Here is a 17,108-nt window from a genome sequence, read left to right as displayed (position 1 = left end):
TCCGCCGCGTCAGCGGCCAGCCCCGCTCAGCGCCAGCGCCGCACCGAGCGCTGGAAGAACAGGCTGTTGGGTACCTGCAGCATAGCGCCGTGCGCGCCTTCGTCGTTGGTCAGGTCTTCCAGCGTGGTGTAGAACAGGTTGATGGAAAGCACGCGCCCCTTCACGCCCGGCTTGTCGGCGCTCTCGATCAGCTCCACGATGTCGCCCAGGCGGAACGGCCCCATGCTGAAGATCAGCAGGGCGCAGAACATGTTGGACAGCACGCTCCAGATGGCGAAGAAGGCCACCGCCGCCACGGCGGCGAAGCCGGTGAGGGCGGTCCACAGCACCTCCGCAGACACGCCCAGGCGCTCCAGCACCAACATCAGCGCGCTGCCCATGATCAGCCAGCGCAGCAGACCGCGAAGGGGCAGTAACACCTCCCGCGGCAGCATGGAATAACGCGTGCCGAGGCGGGTGATGCCGCGGGTCACCAGGCGTTGGGCCAGCCACGCCAGGAGCAGGATCAGCAGCACCTGGCCGGCCAGGATCAGGGGCTCGCGCCAGGCGGTGAGCAGTTGCAGTTCTTCCATCAGTCGGCCTCCTCCAGCTGGCGCTGCAGGTCTTCCAGGGTCTCGAGCGCCAGCAGCCAGCGTTCCTCCAGCTCACCTTCGGCGCTCTTCAGGCGCGCCTGCTCGGCCAGCAGGTCGCGCAGCTCGTCCTTGCGGGCGGCCTCGTACAGGCCGCTGTCGCCGAGCCTTTCCTCGACGCCGGCGAGCTTCTCCTGGACCTTGCCCAGTTCCTTCTCCAGCTTCTCCGCCTCGCGCCGGTGCGGTGCCAGTTGCTGGCGCAGGGCGGCGGCGGCCTGGCGCTGGGCGCGCTTGTCGGTCTTGTCCGCAGCCGGTGCGCTGGCGGCCTGGGGCTGGGGCTGGGGCTGCTGGCGCGCGCGGTAGTCGATCAGCCAGCGGGCGTAGTCGTCGAGGTCGCCCTCGAACGGCTGGATGCGTCCGTCGGCCACCAGCAGGAACTCGTCGGTGGTGCTCTTCAGCAGGTGGCGGTCGTGGGACACCACCAGCACGGCGCCGGCGAAGTCCTGCAGGGCCATGGTCAGGGCCAGGCGCATTTCCAGGTCGAGGTGGTTGGTCGGTTCGTCGAGCAGCAGCAGGTTGGGCTTCTGCCAGGCGATCAGGGCCAGCGCCAGGCGGGCTTTCTCGCCGCCGGAGAAGTTCAGCACCGGCTCGTCGCAGCGGTTGCCGCGGAAGTCGAAGCCGCCGAGGAAGTCGCGCAGGGTCTGTTCGCGCTCGCCCGGGGCGATGCGTTGCAGGTGCAGCAGCGGGCTGGCCTTGGGGTCGAGGGCGTCGAGCTGGTGCTGGGCGAAGTAGCCGATGGCCAGGTTCTCGCCGCGCGCCAGGCTGCCGCCGAGCACCGTGAGGTCGCCGGCCAGGGTCTTGATCAGGGTCGACTTGCCCGCGCCGTTGGGGCCGAGCAGGCCGATCCGCGCGCCGGGGGCGAGGCTCAGCTTGACCTTGTCCAGCACCGTTTTGTCGCCATAGCCGAGGCGCGCCTCGGACAGGTTTAGCAGTGGGCTGGAGACCTTGTCCGCCTCGCGGAAGGCGAAGTCGAAGGGCGAATCAACGTGGGCCGGCGCCAGTTCCTCCAGGCGCTCCAGCGCCTTGATCCGGCTCTGCGCCTGGCGGGCCTTGGTCGCCTTGGCCTTGAAGCGGCGGATGAAGTCTTCCATGTGGGCGCGCTGCGCCTGCTGCTTCTCGTAGGCCTGCTGCTGCTGCGCCAGGCGCTCGACGCGGGTGCGCTCGAAGGCCGAGTAGCCGCCACGGTAGAGGGTCAGCTTCTGCTGTTCCAGATGGGCCACGTTGTCGACCACGGCGTCGAGGAAGTCGCGGTCGTGGGAGATCAGCAACAGGGTGCCGGGGTAGCTCTTCAGCCACTCTTCCAGCCAGAGGATGGCGTCGAGGTCGAGGTGGTTGGTCGGCTCGTCGAGCAGCAGCAGTTCGGACGGGCACATCAGCGCCTGGGCCAGGTTCAGGCGCATCCGCCAGCCGCCGGAGAAGTCGCCGACGCGCTTGTCCATCTGCTCATTGGTGAAGCCGAGGCCGGCCAGCAGCTTGCGCGCGCGGGCGTCGGCCGTGTAGCCCTGGGCGTTGTCGAGTTCGGTGTGCAGGCGGGCGATGGCGCCGCCGTCGTGGGCCTGCTCGGCCCGGGCCAGTTCGGCCTGGATGGCGCGCAGGTGGGCATCGCCGTCGAGCACGTAGTCGACGGCCAGGCGTTCGAGGTCGTCCACTTCCTGGCGCATGTGGGCGATGCGCCAGTCGGCCGGCAGCTGGCAGTCGCCGGCGTCGGGGCCGAGTTCGCCGCGCAGCAGGGCGAACAGGCTGGATTTGCCGGCGCCGTTGGCGCCGATGAGACCGACCTTCTGGCCGGCGTGCAGAGTCAGTTCGGCGCCTTCGAGCAGGCGTTGCGGACCGCGCTGTAGAGTGAGGTTCAGGAGTCGGATCATAATGGCCGCGGAGTCTACCAGCTTCCCCCCGTCGCCGCCCGGAGAGCCGCATGCCGACTGATCTGTGGAGTTTCGCGCTCGCCACCTACGCCCGCCCGGACGTGGAGCCGACCTGCCTGCGCCTGCAGGAAGGCGGCGCCGATGTCTGCCTGCTGCTCTGCGCCCTGTGGCTGGAGCGGCGTGGGGTGGCCTGCGGCGAGGAGCGTATTGGGCAGCTGCGCGCCATCGCCGAACCCTGGCAGCGCCAAGTGGTGCAGCCGCTGCGCGAGTTGCGCCGTGGCTGGAAGACGGCGGCGGACGACCCGCAGTGGACGCGGCTGCGCGAGCAGGTCAAGGCGCTGGAGCTGGAGGCCGAGCGCGAGTTGCTCGGGCGACTGGAAGCGGCGACCCGGAAATGGCAGGCCACGGACGAAGCTGTGGCCTGGTTGGAGCGCCTGGTGAGCGAAGGCGACGCGCGCAAGCTGCGCGCCGCCATCGACCCGGATTAAGCGCTGGGCGGAGTGCTGCCGTTGCCGCTGGTTGCGGCAGCGGTGGTCGCGGGTGCCGGGGTGGTGGTGTTGGCGGGAGTCGCCGGCTTGGCTGCCGCAGGTGTGGCGGGCTTGGCCGCGGGTTTGGCGACCGGCTTGGTGGCTGCCGGTTTGGCCGCTGCAGGTTTCTTCGCGACGGGCTTCGCCGCCGTCGGTTTGTCGGCTGCCTTGGTGGCTGGCTTGGCTGCGGCCTTGGTCGCCGGTTTCGCGGCTGGCTTGGCGGCCGGTTTTGCCGCGGGCTTGGAAGCCGGCTTGGCGGTGGTGGCCTTGGCCGGCGCTTTGGCTGCAGCCGGTTTGGCCGTGGTCTTGGCAGCGGGTTTTGCGGCTGGTTTCGCTACGGGCTTGGACGCCGGCTTGGCGGCGGTGGCCTTGGCCGGTGCCTTGGCTGCAGCGGGTTTGGCAGCACTCTTGGCTGCGGGCTTAGCCACCGGTTTGGCGGCTGCCTTCGTGGCCGGCTTGGCCGCCACGCTCTTGGCGGCAGGTTTGGCTGCGGCCTTGGTCGCGGGTTTCGCGGCTGGTTTGGTGGTCGCCTTGGCAGCGGGTTTCGCCGCTGGCTTGGTGGCGGCCTTCTTCGCGGCCGGTTTGCTGGCCGGCGTCGCGGCGGGTTTTTCCGTGGTGCGGCTGTCGAGGGCCTTGGCCGCGGCTTCGCGCACCTTGCCCACGCCCTGCGCCAGTTTCAGGCTCTGCTGGGCATCGCGCTTGAGCTGGACGATGTAGGTGCGGGTCTCGGCCTGGCGGGTCTTGACGCTGGCGAGCAGGTCTTCCAGTTCGGCCACCGCATCCTTCGCCTTGCTCTGGGCCTTGGCCTTGCCGGCCTTGACCGCGTCCTGCAGTTTGGTCCGGGATTCGTGGAGTTTTTCCTGCGCCTTGCCGCGCTGTTTTTCCAGCTTGGTCAGCAGTTCTTCGGCGTCGACCAGAGCCTGGGTGCAGGCCTTTTCCAAATGTTCGAGCAGGCTATGGGACAGTTGCTGAAGCAGATGCAAAGGGGTACTGACGGACTTCTTGTTCTTCGCCGGCATGATATGCCTCCTAACGGACGTTGGTGCCCCCATACTAGACGGCCGCCATCGCCGTCGCTAGGGCCTGTGAGGGCATCGGGCATAATCGCCGGCAAATTCCGCGGAGACTTCCACCATGCTGCGTCTTTCCCTGTTGTTGCTGTGCCTGTTTCCCGCCCTGTCGCCGGCCGCGAATCAGGACGAGGATCTGGCCTACAGCCTGGGTGCGCGTCTGGGCGAAAGGCTGCGCGGCGAGGTGCCCGAACTGCCGCTGGAGGCACTGCTCGAAGGGCTGCGCCAGGCCTATCGTGGCGAGGCCCTGCGTCTGTCGCCGGAGCGTATCGATGCGCTGCTCGATGCCCATGAACGACATCTTTCCGAGAGCCGCGACGAGCAGGCGCGGATGGCCGAGGGCCGCTTCCTGGCCACGGAGAAATCCCGCCATGGCGTGCGCGAACTCGAAGGCGGCGTGCTGGTACGCGAGCTGCGTCCCGGCAGCGGCAGAAAGCCGCAGGCGAACAGCCGGGTGAAGGTCAGCTATCGCGGCGAGCTGGCCGACGGCAGCCTGTTCGACCAGAGCGAAGGGCCGCAGTGGTTCCGTCTCGGCGCGCTGATTCCCGGCTGGCAGACCGCGTTGCGGCAGATGCCGGTGGGCGCTCGCTGGCGCGTGGTCATTCCGGCGGCGCAGGCGTACGGCGAGGAGGGCGCCGGCGATCTGATCCCGCCGAACGCGCCGCTGGTGTTCGAGGTCGAGCTGCTGGATGCGGCCGACTGAGTACCCATGAAAAAGGGCCGCGGGTAGGGCGGGTGAAACCCGCGTACTATCCCGCGGGTTTCACCCGCCCTACATGAAAAAGCCGCCTCGGAAGGCGGCTTTTTTCTGTGCATGCGCAGCGCTCAGAGCGGTGCGGCCATGGCCTGGTGCTGGTGGGCGTTGTGCAGCACTTCGATGAGGCAGTCTTCCAGTTCGAAGCGCTCGTGCAGCAGTTGCCCCAGTCGCTTGAGTTCTCCATCGAGAGCGGCGCCATCGCGGTAGTCGCCACTGTCGCAACGGTCGTTGAACGCCAGCGCCACTTCGGTGATGGCCTCGATGCGCGGGTAGATCTGCTTGGCCAGTTCCAGGCCGCGCTGGTCGCCGAAGGCCTTGGCCTCGACCGTGAGCTGTTCGTAGACCTCGAAGTGACCGGCCGACACGTAGTCGACCAGAATCTGGCAGAAGCGCTGTACGTCCTCGTTGTGGGCCGCGGCGCTCCCGGAGGCATCGCTGAGCGAGCCGAAGGCGCTCACCAGTTCGTGGCGTTCCTGCAGCCAGCGGTCGATCAGCTGGTGTACACCGCCCCAGCGTTCCTGGGCGTTCTGGCAGCTCTCGAGCATGATGTCCCTCACTTCCCTACTGGTGAATGCTGAATACGCCAGCCCCGAGGCATTTTATTGTCAGCTCGTGGATCCTCGGGGATCACCTCGTCGAGAACGGCGGATTACTGGCGAGGCGTCGGGCCAGAGTATGCCCACTCGGCGCGGGCATCAAGTCATCCCGGTCGGGAAAGGATTCAGCCGCGGCGTAGCAGCTGGAACAGGGCAAACAGGATCATGCCGATGAAGGCCAGCAGGCTCCATTCCGGCACGCTGAGGCCGAACAGGGTCCAGGTCACTTCGGCGCAGTCGGCGGTGCCGTGGAACACCAAGCGCACGATCTCCTGCAGCGGCAGGGCCTCCATCATGAACTCCAGGCTCGGCAGGCAGGCTTCCAGCTGGTCGGCCGGCACATTCTGCAGCCACACCTGGCGCGCCGCGGTGCCCGCGCCACCGGCGGCGAACAGCAGCGCCAGCACGGCGTACACCCGGCGGCCAATGCGCTGCGGACCGTGGATGGCGGCGATCAGGCAGACCAGGGCGAAGAGGATGACGAAGATGCGCTGGACGACGCACATCGGGCAGGGATTCAGGCCGACCACATGTTCCAGGTAGAGGGCTCCGCCCATCAGGGCCAGGCAGCCGAGGAAGGCGAGCAGGAACAGGGAACGCGGGGTGGCGAGCGCCATGATGACTCCAAGCGGTACGGGAAAGGCGCCTACGGTAGAGGAAAGCCGGCCGGCCTTTCAAGGCGCGGGAGGGCTCTCCGTCAGCGGCAGGGCGCCGCATGTCAGGCTGCCGGCACGCTGCGGCCGCGCCATTGGGGGATGGCGCGGCCGCGCGATCAGTGGGCCGGTTGCGGCAGGGAGGGCAGGTGCTGCCCCTGCAGGACGAGCATTTCCTGCAACAGGCGGTTGCTCTCTTGCAAGTGGCCCTGGCTGGCCAGCAGGCGTGCCAGTTCGGCGCAGGTCTCGGGGCTGCGGGAGAACTCCAGGCTGATCTCCAAGTACTCGCGGGCCTTGCCCCACAGTTCGTTCTGCAGGCACAGGCGGCCCAGGCTGAGCAGCAGCACCGGGTCCTGTGGATGCTGCTTGAGCAGGTCCTCGGCGGTCTGCAACTGGCGCCCCGGGTCGCGGCCGCGGACCTGGCCGTAGAGGCGCACCAGACGGGTGTCGTAGTGGTTCTTGAGCGCCTTGCGCAGCGCTTCCTCGGCTTCTTCCTGGGCACCCAGCGCGCGCAGCTGGCCGGCGTAGGCGGCCAGCAGCTCCGGGTTCTGGCGCTGCGACGAGGACAGCTGCTGCCAGGCCGAGGTGAGCGGCTGCAGGGCCAGTTCGCCTTGGTCCAGGCCGTGTTCTCCGGCGGTCTGCAACCGGGCGATCCAGACCTTGCGTTCTAGCTCGGCCAGCGTCTCGGCATCCAACACCTTGGCCTTCTTCAGTTCCGGCAGCAGGTCGAGCAGCGCCGCCCAGTCGCCGCGCTCGGCCAGGACGCTTTGCAGCTGTTCCAGCACCAGGTGATGGTGGGGATGGCGCTCGCGCATGGCCTGCAGGGTGTCCAGCGCCCCGGCCAGGTCGCCGCGCTCGCGCTGCAGTTCGGCATGGGTCAGTGCGATCGCCAGTTCGGCCTGGGGCTGGCGCTGCAGGGCGCTTTCCAGCAGGGCCTCGCTCTCCTCGGTGCGCCCCAGCTTCTGCGCGGCGCGTGCCGCGCCGAGGTAGTACATCAGCGGCTGACGGTCGCCTTCGGCGGCCAAGCGCAGGTGCCGGATGGCGCGCTCCCAGCGGCCCTCGATCAGGTCGAGCAGGCCCTTTTCTGCCGCCAGCCGGCTACGCCGACCGCGCTGGCGCCGCGACCAGGGATTGACCAGCGAGCCGGACACCAGCAACAGCCGGCTCAGCCAGCGCAGCGCCCACACCAGCAGCACGACGAGCGCTATCAGCAGCAGAAACACCCACAGGCTGGATTCGTAGCGCAGGCCCTTCCAGGCGATCAGCACGTAGCCGCTGTGTTCGGCGATGGCCAGGCCGAGCAGGGTGGCCGCGGCCACCACCAGGATCAGGAGCAGGACGGCGCGGATCATTGTCCGTCCCCTTCGCTGGTGGCCTCGGCTTCGCCTTCGGGCGCGAGTTCGGCGGCTTCGCGGCGCTTGATGTAGGCCTGCAGGGTGCCAAGCGCGTCGTCCAGCCCGGGCAGGCGGGTCACCACCTGTTGCCCGGTCAGTTCGCCGATGCGTTTCTGCATCGCCTGCACGGCCTGGTTGTCGCGGTCGAAGTAGGTGTCCAGCACCTCGTTGGCCGAGGCCAGGGCGTGACGATAGACCTCCTGGTCGCCGTTGAGAGCGCCCCACTGCGCCTGTTCCAGCGCCAGCGCTAGGGTCAGGCGCACCTGGGCCAGGCTCTGCCCGGCCAGTTGCGGGCGCACGTCCTGGTCAGCGTGCAGGTCGATGCGCACGTAGCGCGACAGCTCTTGCCACAGCCTTTCCCAGCGGCTGCTGTCGCTGGCGTTGGCCGTGTCGGTGGTTTCCACCGGCAGGATGTATTCGGGCGCCAGCATCTGCAGCTGGGCAACCTGGTCGCGCAGCGCCGCCAGTTGCAGGAACAGGCCGGAGCGATCCACCTGCGGCAGGCCGCGCAGCGCTTCCAGTACCTTGATCAGCTCGCCGCGGGCGGCGAAGGCCTGCGGGTCGTTCTGTGCCCGCAGGATGTCGTCGGCGCCCTGCACCAGCGCCACCGCGCTGTCCACGTCCTGCAGGGCGGAGAGCCGCAGCATGGCCAGGCGCAGGAGGTGCTCGGCCTCGGCCAGGCGCCAGTCCTCGCGGCTCTTGCCGAGCAGGCCGGACAGGCTCTGGGACAGGCGCTGCTGCTCGCCCTGCAGGCTCACCAGCAGGTCGCGCTGAGTCGCCAGGTCGTCGGCGGTGGGCAGGCCGGCCAGGCGCTTGGCGACCCGGTCCTCGGTGTCCTTGACCCGGGCCTGGGCGGCGTCGCCGGCCTGCTGGAACTGGGTCAGTTGCTGCGCCGCCTGATCCCGCTGCTGGTGCAGCTGCCAGGCGCTCCAGCCGGCCAGGCCCAGGGCGCCCAGGCCGATCAGCAGCGCCAGCCAGGCCGGGCCGCGGCCCTTGGCGCTGGGTGCGGCGGGCGGGGGAAGCGTCGGGGTTTGCGGATTCTGTTCGCTGATCTGGGGGGCTGTCTCGCTCACATGTCCTTCCTTTGCTTAGTGGGCCGGCGCCGGGTGGGCGCGCAGGGCCTCCAGAACCGCCGCGGCGCTGGCGCCGCGACAATCGATGACCTGCCGGGCGCCGGCCGCGCGGGCCATGTCGGCCACGCGCGGGCTGGGCACCAGCAAGGGTAGCTCAGTCAGCTCCGGCCAGGCTTCTGCAGCCAGCTGGCGGAGGTTGTCCAGGCCCTGTGCGCTGCTGACCAGCAGGGCGTTCAGGCGGGCCTCCTCGATCACCCGCACCAGCGTACCGGCAGGGTATTGAGGCTGCACACGGCGATAGAGTTCCAGATAGTCGACCGTCGCGCCAAGCCCGCGCAGGGTGTCGGCGATCAGTTCGCGGCCGCCTTCGCCGCGCATGATCAGCACCCGCGGGGTCGGCCCTGCGAGGGCTTCGGCCAGTTGCGGCAAGGCCAGCAGGGCCTCGCTGTCGTCGCCGCTGTCCGGGCAGCAGGCGGCCAGGCCGTGGGGCACCAGGTAGTCGTCGAGAATCTGCGCGGTGGCGGCGCCCACGCTGAACCAGCGCGGGTTGGTCGGCGGGCGTGACCAGTGGCGCTCCAGCAGCGCCAGGCCCAGGCGCGCGGCCGGCTTGCTGACCACGACCACGGCGTCGTAGCGCTCCAGTTCGAGGAGGGTGGCGTGCTGCTCGGGCGACTCCGCCAGGGGCTCGGTCTCCAGCAGCGGCAGGCTGCGGCTGAACACGCCGGCCGCGGCCAGGGTGGCGGCCAGCGCCGCGCACTCGGCGGCCGGACGGGTCAGCAGCAGGCGCCAGCCGGTCACTCGCCGTACACCTCCCTGAGGATGGCCTCGGCGCCTTGGGCCAGGAGTTGTTCGGCCACCTGTTCTCCGAGGGCTTCGGCGTCGGCGCCACGGCCTTCGGCGCGCAGCAGCAGGCCGCCGTCGGGCTGGCCGACCAGGCCGCGCAGCCACAGTTGCTCGCCTTCGAGCAGGGCGTAGCAGGCGATGGGCACCTGGCAGCCGCCGTTGAGGCGCTTGTTCAGCGCGCGCTCGGCGGTGACGCGGGCGGCGGTCTCGGCGTGGTGCAGCGGTGCCAGCAGGGCGTGGATCTCGCTGTCGGCGCTGCGGCACTCGATGCCCACGGCGCCCTGGCCGCCGGCCGGCAGGCTGTCGTCGACGCTGATCGAGGCGCGGATGCGCTCCTCGAAGCCGAGGCGGATCAGGCCGGCGGCGGCGAGGATGATGGCGTCGTATTCGCCGGCATCCAGCTTGGCCAGGCGGGTATTCACGTTGCCGCGCAGGAACTGGATCTTTAGGTCCGGCCGGCGCGCCAGCAGCTGGGCCTGGCGACGCAGGCTGGAGGTGCCGACCACGCTGCCGGCCGGCAGGGCATCAAGGCTGTCGTAGGTGTTGGAGACGAAGGCGTCGCGCGGGTCCTCGCGCTCGCAGATGCAGAACAGGCCCAGCCCCTCGGGGAAGTCCATCGGCACGTCCTTCATGGAGTGCACGGCGATGTCGGCCTCGTTGTCCAGCAGGGCGGTTTCCAGTTCCTTGACGAACAGGCCCTTGCCGCCGATCTTCGCCAGCGGCGCGTCGAGCAGTTTGTCGCCCCGGCTGACCATGGGCACCAGGCTGACCACGAGGCCGGGGTGGGCCTGTTCCAGGCGGGCTTTGACGTATTCGGCCTGCCACAGGGCCAGGGCACTCTTACGGGTGGCGATGCGGATTTCGCGGGGCATGGGCAATTCCAGGAAACGGACTGCCGGCGATGATAGCAGGATGGCCGCCGGAAGCCGGCAGGCGGAACGCCGCAGGGACGTCCGCCGCTCTCCTCAGAGGCTGTGCATCAGCTTGCGCACGCCGGCCACGTGGCGTCGGCTGACGGTCAGGGCGTCGCCGCCCAGGCCCTTCAGGTAGAGCTGGAAATGGCCCAGCGGGGTGCGCTGCAGGCGCTCAATGCGCTCGCGGGCGACCAGGGCGTTGCGGTGGATGCGCACGAAGCGGTCGCCGAATTCGTCCTCCAGCGCCTTGAGCGGTTCGTCCAGCAGCACCTCGCCGCCTTCGTGGCGCAGGGTCACGTACTTGTGGTCGGCGATGAAGAATATCACCTGTTCCAGCGGGATCAGCTCGATGCCCTTGCGGGTGCGCGCGCTGATGTGGCTGCGCGGTCCGGCGCCGTTGCCGCCGGCGGCCGGCCGGGTGAGGGCGGCGAGTTGCACGCGGTTGGGCCGCTCGGCCTTCTTCAGCGCGGCGGCCAGCGCCTCGGGGCGCACCGGCTTGACCAGGTAGCCGACGGCGCTGACGTCGAAGGCCTCCAGGGCGAATTCATCATGGGCGGTGCAGAAGATCACCGCGGGCGGTGCCTCGCGCTCGCAGAGTCTGGCCGCTACCTGCAGGCCGTCGAGGCCGGGCATGCGGATATCCAGCAGAATCACGTCCGGTCGCAGGCTGTCGACCAGCGCCAGCGCCTCTTCGCCATTGCTGGCCGAGGGCTCGAGGACACGGTAGCCGTCGAGTTCGCCGACCATGCGGGCCAGGCGCTCGCGGGCAAGGGGTTCGTCATCGACGATCAGCACATTCATATTGCTCGGGCTTCCTGCATGGGTCTCGAACAAGGATAGCGTAGACAGGTGAAGTGGCGCCCGTCACGGCGGTCCACGCTGAGACTCGCGCCAGGGCCGAAAAGTGCCGCCAGTCGCGCGTCGATGTTCACCAGGGCCTGCCGGGTGCCGCGCGACGGTTGCCGCTCGGCTTCTTCCTCGAAGGGGTTGCTCACGCAGAGCTGGAACACCCCGTTGCGGTACTCCGCTTCTATTCGCACCAGGCCCCCTTCGATGCGTGGCTGGATGCCGTAGATCAGCGCGTTCTCCAGCAGCGGCTGCAACGTCAGCTGGGGAATCGGCAGGTCCGGCGGCACGTCGTCCACCTGCCATTCCAACTGTAGCCGGTCGCCGAGGCGGTAGTGCTCGATCGACAGGTAGCGCCGCGCCAGTTCCAGTTCGTCGCTCCAGGCGACCAGGTTGCCGGGCTTGGCCAGGCTGGCGCGGAACAGGTCGGAGAGATCGAGCACCGCCTGCTCGGCCTTGACCGGGTCGATGGCCACCAGGCTGGCGATGCTGTTCAGGCTGTTGAACAGGAAGTGCGGGCGGATGCGCGCCTGCAGCGATTCGATGCGTGCCTGCAGTTCGGCCTGCTGCTGCCGGCGCCACTGGCTCTGCAGGTAGAAGTAGCGCAGCAGCAGCGCCGACATGATCAGGCTGATCAGCGCATGGCGCAGGTACAGGTTGACCTCGCCGTCGCGCGGCAGCGGCCCGCCCAGTTCGTAGTGGTCGGCTACCGCCGTGCAGCCCAGCGTCAGCGCCACCACCAGGGCGCAGCACAGGCCGCCGGCCAGCGCCGCGCGCAGGCGTGCCAGTAGCGGCCGCAGGCTGCACAGCAGGGCGGCGGAGAGCAGCACGATCCATTGCACGAACAGCGAGGTCAGGGCCAGGCGCACCCAGTTGAAGCCCTGTACCATCGGCTCGGAAAGCACCAGCACGAGCACCAGCAGTTCGGCCAGCAGCACCAGGCTGAGCAGCGCCTCGGGCTCGCACAGTTCCGGCAGGAAGAAGTCGTCGTGCGGGGCCTTGGTTCGTCCCCGGTTGAACCATTGAATTTTCATCCGCGCAGTTTCCTTCCGCGCCAGCGAGGCGACAAGCCGGATCGCTCCGGCCGGAGCAAAACCGGCACCCAAATGCCGTTCGTCGCCGAAAACTGTGACGGAGCATGCAGATCGACCCGGCCTCGGTTTTCCCGGCAAGGCTGTTATCATCGGCATCCTGTCCGTTCCGCAGGCGCCGCGCCTGCCCAGTCCCGCGAGTTCTGCCATGAGCCTTGAGAAGACCAACCAGTCCTGGGGCGGCCGCTTCAGCGAGCCCGTCGACGCCTTCGTCGCCCGCTTCACCGCCTCCGTCGACTTCGACAAGCGCCTCTACCGCCACGACATCATGGGCTCCATCGCCCACGCCACCATGCTGGCCAGGGTCGGCGTGCTGAGCAATGAGGAGCGCGACGCCATCGAGGCCGGCCTGAAGCAGATCCAGGCCGAGATCGAGGCCGGCCAGTTCGACTGGCGCGTGGACCTGGAAGACGTGCACATGAACATTGAGGCGCGCCTGACCGACCGCATCGGCGTCACCGGCAAGAAGCTGCACACCGGCCGCTCGCGCAACGACCAGGTGGCCACCGACATCCGCCTGTGGCTGCGCGACGAGATCGACATCATCCTGGCCGAGATCACCCGCCTGCAGCAGGGCCTGCTCGGCCTGGCCGAGGCCGAGGCCGACACCATCATGCCCGGCTTCACCCACCTGCAGACCGCCCAGCCGGTGACCTTCGGCCACCACCTGCTGGCCTGGTTCGAGATGCTCAGCCGCGACCATGAGCGCCTGGTCGACTGCCGCAAGCGGGTCAACCGCATGCCGCTGGGCTCCGCCGCCCTGGCCGGCACCACCTACCCGATCGCCCGCGAGATCACCGCCGAACTGCTCGGTTTCGACGCCGTTGGCGGCAACTCGCTGGACGGCGTGTCGGACCGCGACTTCGCCATCGAATTCTGCGCCGCCGCCTCGCTGGCGATGATGCACCTGTCGCGCTTCTCCGAGGAGCTGGTGCTGTGGACTTCGGCCCAGTTCCAGTTCATCGACCTGCCGGACCGCTTCTGCACCGGTTCCTCGATCATGCCGCAGAAGAAAAACCCGGACGTGCCGGAGCTGGTGCGTGGCAAGAGCGGCCGCGTGTTCGGCGCCCTGACCGGCCTGCTGACCCTGATGAAAGGCCAGCCGCTGGCCTACAACAAGGACAACCAGGAGGACAAGGAGCCGCTGTTCGACGCCGCCGACACCCTGCGCGACTCGTTGCGCGCCTTCGCCGACATGGTTCCGGCGATCAAACCCCGGCGCGAGATCATGCGTGAGGCGGCCCGCCGCGGCTTCTCCACCGCCACCGACCTGGCTGACTACCTGGTGCGCAAGGGCCTGCCGTTCCGCGACTGCCACGAGATCGTTGGTCATGCTGTGAAGTACGGCGTCGAGAGCGGCAAGGACCTGGCCGAGATGAGCCTGGAAGAACTGCGCCGGTTCAGCGACCAGATCGGCGACGACGTGTTCGCCGTGCTGACCCTGGAAGGCTCGGTCAACGCCCGCGACCACATCGGCGGTACCGCGCCCAATCAGGTGCGTGCCGCCGTGGCGCGTGGCAAGGAGCTGCTGGCGCAGCACTGAGATGAGCGAGGCGCTGGCGCCGGGTCGGCGCATCTCGGTGGTCGGCTGCTCGGGCTCGGGCAAGACCACCCTGTCGCGCCGGCTGGCCCGGCAGCTGGGTTACCGCCACGTGGAGCTGGACGCCCTGTACCACCAGCCCGGCTGGCAGCCGCTGCCCACCGATCAGTTCAGGCAGGTGGTCGGCGAGGCCCTGGAGGGCGAGGGCTGGGTAGTGGAAGGCAGCTATTCCGCGGTGCGCCCGCAGGTGCTGGAGCGGGCGGATATGGTGATCTGGCTGGACCTGCCGCGGGCGGCGGTGATGCGCCAGCTGATCCCGCGCACGCTCAAGCGCCTGCTGCTGCGCCAGACCCTGTGGAACGGCAACCGCGAGCGCTGGGCCAACCTGTTCCGCCTCACCCCCGAGCAGTCGATCCTGGCCTGGGCCTGGACCCGCCACCCGATCTACCGGCAGCGCTACGGCGAGGAAATGCGCACGTCACCGCCGTCCCGGCGCTACGTGCGGCTGGACTCGCGCCGGGCCGTTGAACGCTTCCTGGCGAGCCTGCCGAGCCGCTAGCGGCCCCTTCATCCATCTTCGGGAGACCCCGCATGTCCCTGCACATCCGTCCCGCAACGGCCGCGGACGCCGAGCTGATCCTGCGCTTCATCATCGACCTGGCCATCTACGAGAAGGCTGAGCACGAGGTGAAGACCGACGCCGCCGGCCTGCGCGACAGCCTGTTCGGCGAGGGCAGCACCAGCCACGCGCTGATCTGCGAGCGCGACGGCGAGCCGATCGGCTACGCCGTGTACTTCTTCAACTATTCCACCTGGCTGGGCAAACACGGCCTGTACCTGGAAGACCTCTACGTCGACCCGGCCCAGCGCGGCTGCGGAGCCGGCAAGGCGCTGCTGCGACACCTGGCGCGGATCGCCGTGGAGCGCGGCTGCGGCCGCTTCGAGTGGTCGGTGCTGGACTGGAACCAGCCGGCCATCGACTTCTACCGCTCCTTCGGCGCCCGCCCGCAGGACGAGTGGACCACCTACCGGCTGACCGGCCAGGCCCTGGTCGACTTCGCCGCAGGTTAGGGGCCGCTCAGGCCTTGCTCTTGAGGAAGGCCATGAAGCCGGCCATGCCGGCCGCCTTCTCCGCCGCGATGGCCTGCACATGCGGGTTCTCCTGTAGCCGGGCGAGCAGGTCGCGGGCGGCGGGAAAGTCCTCCAGCAACTCGAAGCCGAGCACGCGGCTCGCCACCGCCTCGGCCAGGTCGACGCTGTAGAGGAAGTACAGGTCTGCCAGGCTGAACCGCTCGCCCGCGACGTAGGGCGCGAAGCGGCCGTGGCGCTTGAGCGTGGCGATGCCGGCCTGCAGCTCGGCGCGCGCCTTGTCCTTGATCGCCGCATCCACCGGGTTGCGGAAGAACGCCTCCGGGTAGCAGGTGCGCGCCGGCAGTTCGATGTACAGCTCGATCTCCTTGACCAGCGCGCGCACCTGGGCCCGTTCGTAGGGCGTGTCCGGCAGCAGCGGGCGGCCTTCGCCGAGTTCTTCCAGGTAGTCGAGGATGGCGCTGGTCTCGCTGATGTAGCCGTGCTCGGTCTCCAGCACCGGCACCTTGCCGCGCGGGCTGATGGCGAGGAAGGCCTCGTCCTGGTTGCCGTAGACGGTGGCCGTCTCGAATGCGAGCCCCTTCTCCAGCAGGGCCAGGTGAACCATGTTGTAGTAGTTGCTGACGGCGAAGCCGTGGAGTCTGAGCATGAGTCCGTACCGGGCAGGGAAAGGCTCTTTATAGCCCGGCCGGCTTCCGCCCGGCGCTCCATCAGACGGCTGAATGGCGCGACCTTCACCCGGCCGTGGCACACTGCCGGCCTGCTATCGAGGAGCCGCCATGAGCGAACACGACGACAACGACGAAGAAGCCTTCGCCGAGGCCACCCTGGTCCAGGCCATCGAGAACCAGCTTGAGGCGGACGATCCGCCGGCGGCCAAGGCCGTCTACAACAAGCTGACCCTGGTCGGCTACGAGCGCGAGGACATCCTCGAACTGATGGCCCTGGTGCTTGCCCACGAGATCGACACGATGCTGCGCGAGGACCGTCCCTTCGACCGCGACGGCTACGAGCAGATGCTGCGGGCCCTGCCGACCCTGCCGGAGGAATGATCCTCGTTTGACCAAGGTCTATTCCGTCGGCGCGATGCGGCTGCTAAGTTGACCGCATCCAGTTCCGGCGGGTGCATCTTGGACTTACGCGTATGGACTCTTTCTCCGGCGGCCTGCCTGCTGGCCCTGCTGCTCCTGGCCCCGGCGGTTCGGGCGGAGGAGGTCTACAACATCGGCGCCGAGGATGACTGGTATCCCTTCACCGCCTACCGCGACGGCCAGGTCCAGGGACTGTCGGTCGACATCGTGCGCGCCGCCTTCGCCGCCAGCGATACCCGCATCGAGTTGCTGCCCTATCCCTACGCCCGCTGTATGGAGCTGACCCGCACCGGCCAGCTGGCCGGCTGCTTCAACACCTCTCCCGATGCCCGCATCGTCGCCGAATACCGGCTGCCCAGCGAAGCGCTGTTCAGCGATGACATCCTGCTCTGGGCAAGGGCCGGCGCTGCGCCGGTCGAAACGCCCGAGGCCCTGGCCGGCCAGCGGGTGGCGGTGACCATCGGCTACGAGTACGGCAGTCGCTTCGACAACGACCAGCGCCCCGTGCGCGTGCCGGTGCGCCGCGATCTCAACGGCTTCCTCATGCTGGAGCGGGGGCGGGTGGACTACACCGTGGCCTTCCGCGGCACCGCCCAGGCGCTGTTCCAGCAGCACGCCGAGCTGCAGGGGCGCTTCGTGCCCGTCGCCACCGTCCACCAGCCGCAGCTGTACCTCAGTTTCTCCCGCCATCACCCGAGCGCGGAGCTGCTGCAGCAGCGCTTCGACGAGGGCATGCGGCGCATCCGCGCCGACGACCGCTACCGGCGGATTCTCGAACGCTGGCACCACGACGGCGCGGCGAACCGCGCCTCGGACGCTACACTCTGGAACACCCACTCCCATAACAAGAAAGCGGAGCAGACATGGCCTACACCCCGGAACTGATCGCGGAACTGGAAATCCTCGCCCTGTACAACCTCGACAACCATCAAGAGGGGCTCAAGGTGCACAACAATGCCTCCTCGCGCGCGCAGGCGGCCATCACCCGCCTGCACGAGAAGGGCCTGGTCACCCAGGCAGACGGCGGCTACCTGACCAGTTTGGGGCTGGACGCCGCCGAGCATGCTCAGGCGCTGCTGACCATCCTCTGCCCGCAGCCCGCCTGATCCCCCGCGAGGGTCGTCCCGCCC

General features: G+C 68.9%; 20 protein-coding genes. 8 read left to right on the top strand and 12 right to left on the bottom strand.

What is annotated here, in order from left to right; genetic code table 11:
• Positions 1-26: 26 nt before the first annotated feature.
• Positions 27-572, bottom strand: a complete 546-nt coding sequence (locus N7640_RS04660) for a mechanosensitive ion channel family protein (RefSeq protein ID WP_279902892.1) — start codon at positions 570-572, stop codon at positions 27-29.
• A complete protein-coding gene (locus N7640_RS04655; protein ID WP_279902891.1) occupies positions 572-2,494 on the bottom strand; it encodes an ATP-binding cassette domain-containing protein in 1,923 nt (640 codons plus the stop codon). Before N7640_RS04655 ends, N7640_RS04660 begins: the two co-directional genes overlap by 1 nt.
• 50 nt (positions 2,495-2,544) lie before the next feature.
• On the opposite strand from N7640_RS04655, the gene N7640_RS04650 reads away from it, so the two are divergent.
• Positions 2,545-2,982 (top strand): TIGR02444 family protein, encoded by a 438-nt coding sequence (locus N7640_RS04650; protein WP_279902890.1) that lies wholly within the window; start codon positions 2,545-2,547, stop codon positions 2,980-2,982.
• Here N7640_RS04650 and N7640_RS04645 read toward each other — a convergent pair.
• Positions 2,979-4,040, bottom strand: a complete 1,062-nt coding sequence (locus N7640_RS04645; RefSeq protein ID WP_279902889.1) for an AlgP family protein — start codon at positions 4,038-4,040, stop codon at positions 2,979-2,981. The genes N7640_RS04650 and N7640_RS04645 overlap by 4 nt on opposite strands.
• Before the next feature lie 115 nt (positions 4,041-4,155).
• Here N7640_RS04645 and N7640_RS04640 point away from each other — a divergent pair, with 115 nt between their 5' ends.
• Positions 4,156-4,794, top strand: coding sequence for an FKBP-type peptidyl-prolyl cis-trans isomerase (locus tag N7640_RS04640; RefSeq protein WP_279902888.1), 639 nt, complete (start codon positions 4,156-4,158; stop codon positions 4,792-4,794).
• 122 nt (positions 4,795-4,916) lie between these two features.
• Here N7640_RS04640 and rsd read toward each other — a convergent pair whose 3' ends face one another.
• From rsd to N7640_RS04600, 8 genes are all read right to left on the bottom strand, one after another.
• On the bottom strand, positions 4,917-5,393 hold the full coding sequence (rsd, locus tag N7640_RS04635) for a sigma D regulator (protein ID WP_279902887.1): 477 nt from the start codon (positions 5,391-5,393) through the stop codon (positions 4,917-4,919).
• A gap of 176 nt (positions 5,394-5,569) precedes the next feature.
• On the bottom strand, positions 5,570-6,061 hold the full coding sequence (locus tag N7640_RS04630) for a disulfide bond formation protein B (RefSeq protein WP_220812493.1): 492 nt from the start codon (positions 6,059-6,061) through the stop codon (positions 5,570-5,572).
• A 155-nt stretch (positions 6,062-6,216) separates the two neighbouring features.
• Positions 6,217-7,449, bottom strand: a complete 1,233-nt coding sequence (locus N7640_RS04625) for a heme biosynthesis HemY N-terminal domain-containing protein (protein WP_279902886.1) — start codon at positions 7,447-7,449, stop codon at positions 6,217-6,219.
• A complete protein-coding gene (locus N7640_RS04620; RefSeq protein WP_279902885.1) occupies positions 7,446-8,564 on the bottom strand; it encodes a uroporphyrinogen-III C-methyltransferase in 1,119 nt (372 codons plus the stop codon). The genes N7640_RS04625 and N7640_RS04620 overlap by 4 nt, the downstream gene beginning before the upstream one ends.
• 15 nt (positions 8,565-8,579) lie before the next feature.
• Positions 8,580-9,362, bottom strand: a complete 783-nt coding sequence (locus N7640_RS04615) for a uroporphyrinogen-III synthase (RefSeq protein ID WP_279902883.1) — start codon at positions 9,360-9,362, stop codon at positions 8,580-8,582.
• Positions 9,359-10,279: a hydroxymethylbilane synthase gene (gene hemC / locus N7640_RS04610; RefSeq protein WP_279902881.1), complete on the bottom strand. Its 921-nt coding sequence runs from the start codon at positions 10,277-10,279 to the stop codon at positions 9,359-9,361. The genes N7640_RS04615 and hemC overlap by 4 nt, the downstream gene beginning before the upstream one ends.
• A 93-nt stretch (positions 10,280-10,372) precedes the next feature.
• Complete coding sequence (locus N7640_RS04605; RefSeq protein ID WP_220812488.1) at positions 10,373-11,122, bottom strand: LytTR family DNA-binding domain-containing protein; 750 nt, start codon at positions 11,120-11,122, stop codon at positions 10,373-10,375.
• Positions 11,119-12,201 carry a sensor histidine kinase gene (locus tag N7640_RS04600; RefSeq protein WP_279902880.1) on the bottom strand — a complete coding sequence of 361 codons (1,083 nt, stop codon included), beginning with the start codon at positions 12,199-12,201 and terminating at the stop codon, positions 11,119-11,121. The genes N7640_RS04605 and N7640_RS04600 overlap by 4 nt, the downstream gene beginning before the upstream one ends.
• Positions 12,202-12,406: 205 nt before the next feature.
• Here N7640_RS04600 and argH point away from each other — a divergent pair, with 205 nt between their 5' ends.
• The 3 genes from argH to N7640_RS04585 are packed head-to-tail and all read left to right on the top strand — an operon-like array spanning position 12,407 to position 14,869.
• Entirely contained in the window at positions 12,407-13,801 is a 1,395-nt protein-coding gene (gene argH / locus N7640_RS04595) for an argininosuccinate lyase (RefSeq protein WP_279902878.1), read from the top strand.
• Position 13,802: 1 nt separating this feature from the next.
• On the top strand, positions 13,803-14,357 hold the full coding sequence (locus tag N7640_RS04590; RefSeq protein WP_279902877.1) for an AAA family ATPase: 555 nt from the start codon (positions 13,803-13,805) through the stop codon (positions 14,355-14,357).
• Between the two features lie 32 nt (positions 14,358-14,389).
• Positions 14,390-14,869, top strand: a complete 480-nt coding sequence (locus tag N7640_RS04585; protein WP_279902875.1) for a GNAT family N-acetyltransferase — start codon at positions 14,390-14,392, stop codon at positions 14,867-14,869.
• Between the two features lie 7 nt (positions 14,870-14,876).
• Here N7640_RS04585 and N7640_RS04580 read toward each other — a convergent pair whose 3' ends face one another.
• A complete protein-coding gene (locus N7640_RS04580) occupies positions 14,877-15,536 on the bottom strand; it encodes a glutathione S-transferase (protein ID WP_279902873.1) in 660 nt (219 codons plus the stop codon).
• Positions 15,537-15,666: 130 nt separating this feature from the next.
• On the opposite strand from N7640_RS04580, the gene N7640_RS04575 reads away from it, so the two are divergent.
• From N7640_RS04575 to N7640_RS04565, 3 genes are all read left to right on the top strand, one after another.
• Entirely contained in the window at positions 15,667-15,939 is a 273-nt protein-coding gene (locus tag N7640_RS04575) for a hypothetical protein (RefSeq protein ID WP_279902872.1), read from the top strand.
• Between the two features lie 78 nt (positions 15,940-16,017).
• Entirely contained in the window at positions 16,018-16,863 is an 846-nt protein-coding gene (locus tag N7640_RS04570; RefSeq protein WP_279902871.1) for a transporter substrate-binding domain-containing protein, read from the top strand.
• Positions 16,842-17,084 carry a TIGR02647 family protein gene (locus N7640_RS04565; protein ID WP_220812481.1) on the top strand — a complete coding sequence of 81 codons (243 nt, stop codon included), beginning with the start codon at positions 16,842-16,844 and terminating at the stop codon, positions 17,082-17,084. The genes N7640_RS04570 and N7640_RS04565 overlap by 22 nt, the downstream gene beginning before the upstream one ends.
• Positions 17,085-17,108: the final 24 nt, after the last annotated feature.

It is taken from the genome of Pseudomonas sp. GD04015 (genome assembly GCF_029837675.1).
GTDB lineage: Bacteria > Pseudomonadota > Gammaproteobacteria > Pseudomonadales > Pseudomonadaceae > Aquipseudomonas > Aquipseudomonas paralcaligenes.
Note: the sequence above shows the minus strand (reverse complement) of the source record. Positions and strands in the feature narration are given on the sequence as shown.

Coding starts and splice junctions, on each gene's coding strand:
- hemC (WP_279902881.1), bottom strand. CDS start 10,279: ATGCCCCGCGAAATCCGCATCGCCACCCGTAAGAGTGCCCTGGCCCTG.
- N7640_RS04575 (WP_279902872.1), top strand. CDS start 15,667: ATGAGCGAACACGACGACAACGACGAAGAAGCCTTCGCCGAGGCCACC.
- N7640_RS04565 (WP_220812481.1), top strand. CDS start 16,842: ATGGCCTACACCCCGGAACTGATCGCGGAACTGGAAATCCTCGCCCTG.
- argH (WP_279902878.1), top strand. CDS start 12,407: ATGAGCCTTGAGAAGACCAACCAGTCCTGGGGCGGCCGCTTCAGCGAG.
- N7640_RS04645 (WP_279902889.1), bottom strand. CDS start 4,040: ATGCCGGCGAAGAACAAGAAGTCCGTCAGTACCCCTTTGCATCTGCTT.
- N7640_RS04660 (WP_279902892.1), bottom strand. CDS start 572: ATGGAAGAACTGCAACTGCTCACCGCCTGGCGCGAGCCCCTGATCCTG.
- N7640_RS04580 (WP_279902873.1), bottom strand. CDS start 15,536: ATGCTCAGACTCCACGGCTTCGCCGTCAGCAACTACTACAACATGGTT.
- N7640_RS04655 (WP_279902891.1), bottom strand. CDS start 2,494: ATGATCCGACTCCTGAACCTCACTCTACAGCGCGGTCCGCAACGCCTG.
- rsd (WP_279902887.1), bottom strand. CDS start 5,393: ATGCTCGAGAGCTGCCAGAACGCCCAGGAACGCTGGGGCGGTGTACAC.
- N7640_RS04585 (WP_279902875.1), top strand. CDS start 14,390: ATGTCCCTGCACATCCGTCCCGCAACGGCCGCGGACGCCGAGCTGATC.
- N7640_RS04650 (WP_279902890.1), top strand. CDS start 2,545: ATGCCGACTGATCTGTGGAGTTTCGCGCTCGCCACCTACGCCCGCCCG.
- N7640_RS04640 (WP_279902888.1), top strand. CDS start 4,156: ATGCTGCGTCTTTCCCTGTTGTTGCTGTGCCTGTTTCCCGCCCTGTCG.
- N7640_RS04600 (WP_279902880.1), bottom strand. CDS start 12,201: ATGAAAATTCAATGGTTCAACCGGGGACGAACCAAGGCCCCGCACGAC.
- N7640_RS04625 (WP_279902886.1), bottom strand. CDS start 7,449: ATGATCCGCGCCGTCCTGCTCCTGATCCTGGTGGTGGCCGCGGCCACC.
- N7640_RS04630 (WP_220812493.1), bottom strand. CDS start 6,061: ATGGCGCTCGCCACCCCGCGTTCCCTGTTCCTGCTCGCCTTCCTCGGC.
- N7640_RS04605 (WP_220812488.1), bottom strand. CDS start 11,122: ATGAATGTGCTGATCGTCGATGACGAACCCCTTGCCCGCGAGCGCCTG.
- N7640_RS04590 (WP_279902877.1), top strand. CDS start 13,803: ATGAGCGAGGCGCTGGCGCCGGGTCGGCGCATCTCGGTGGTCGGCTGC.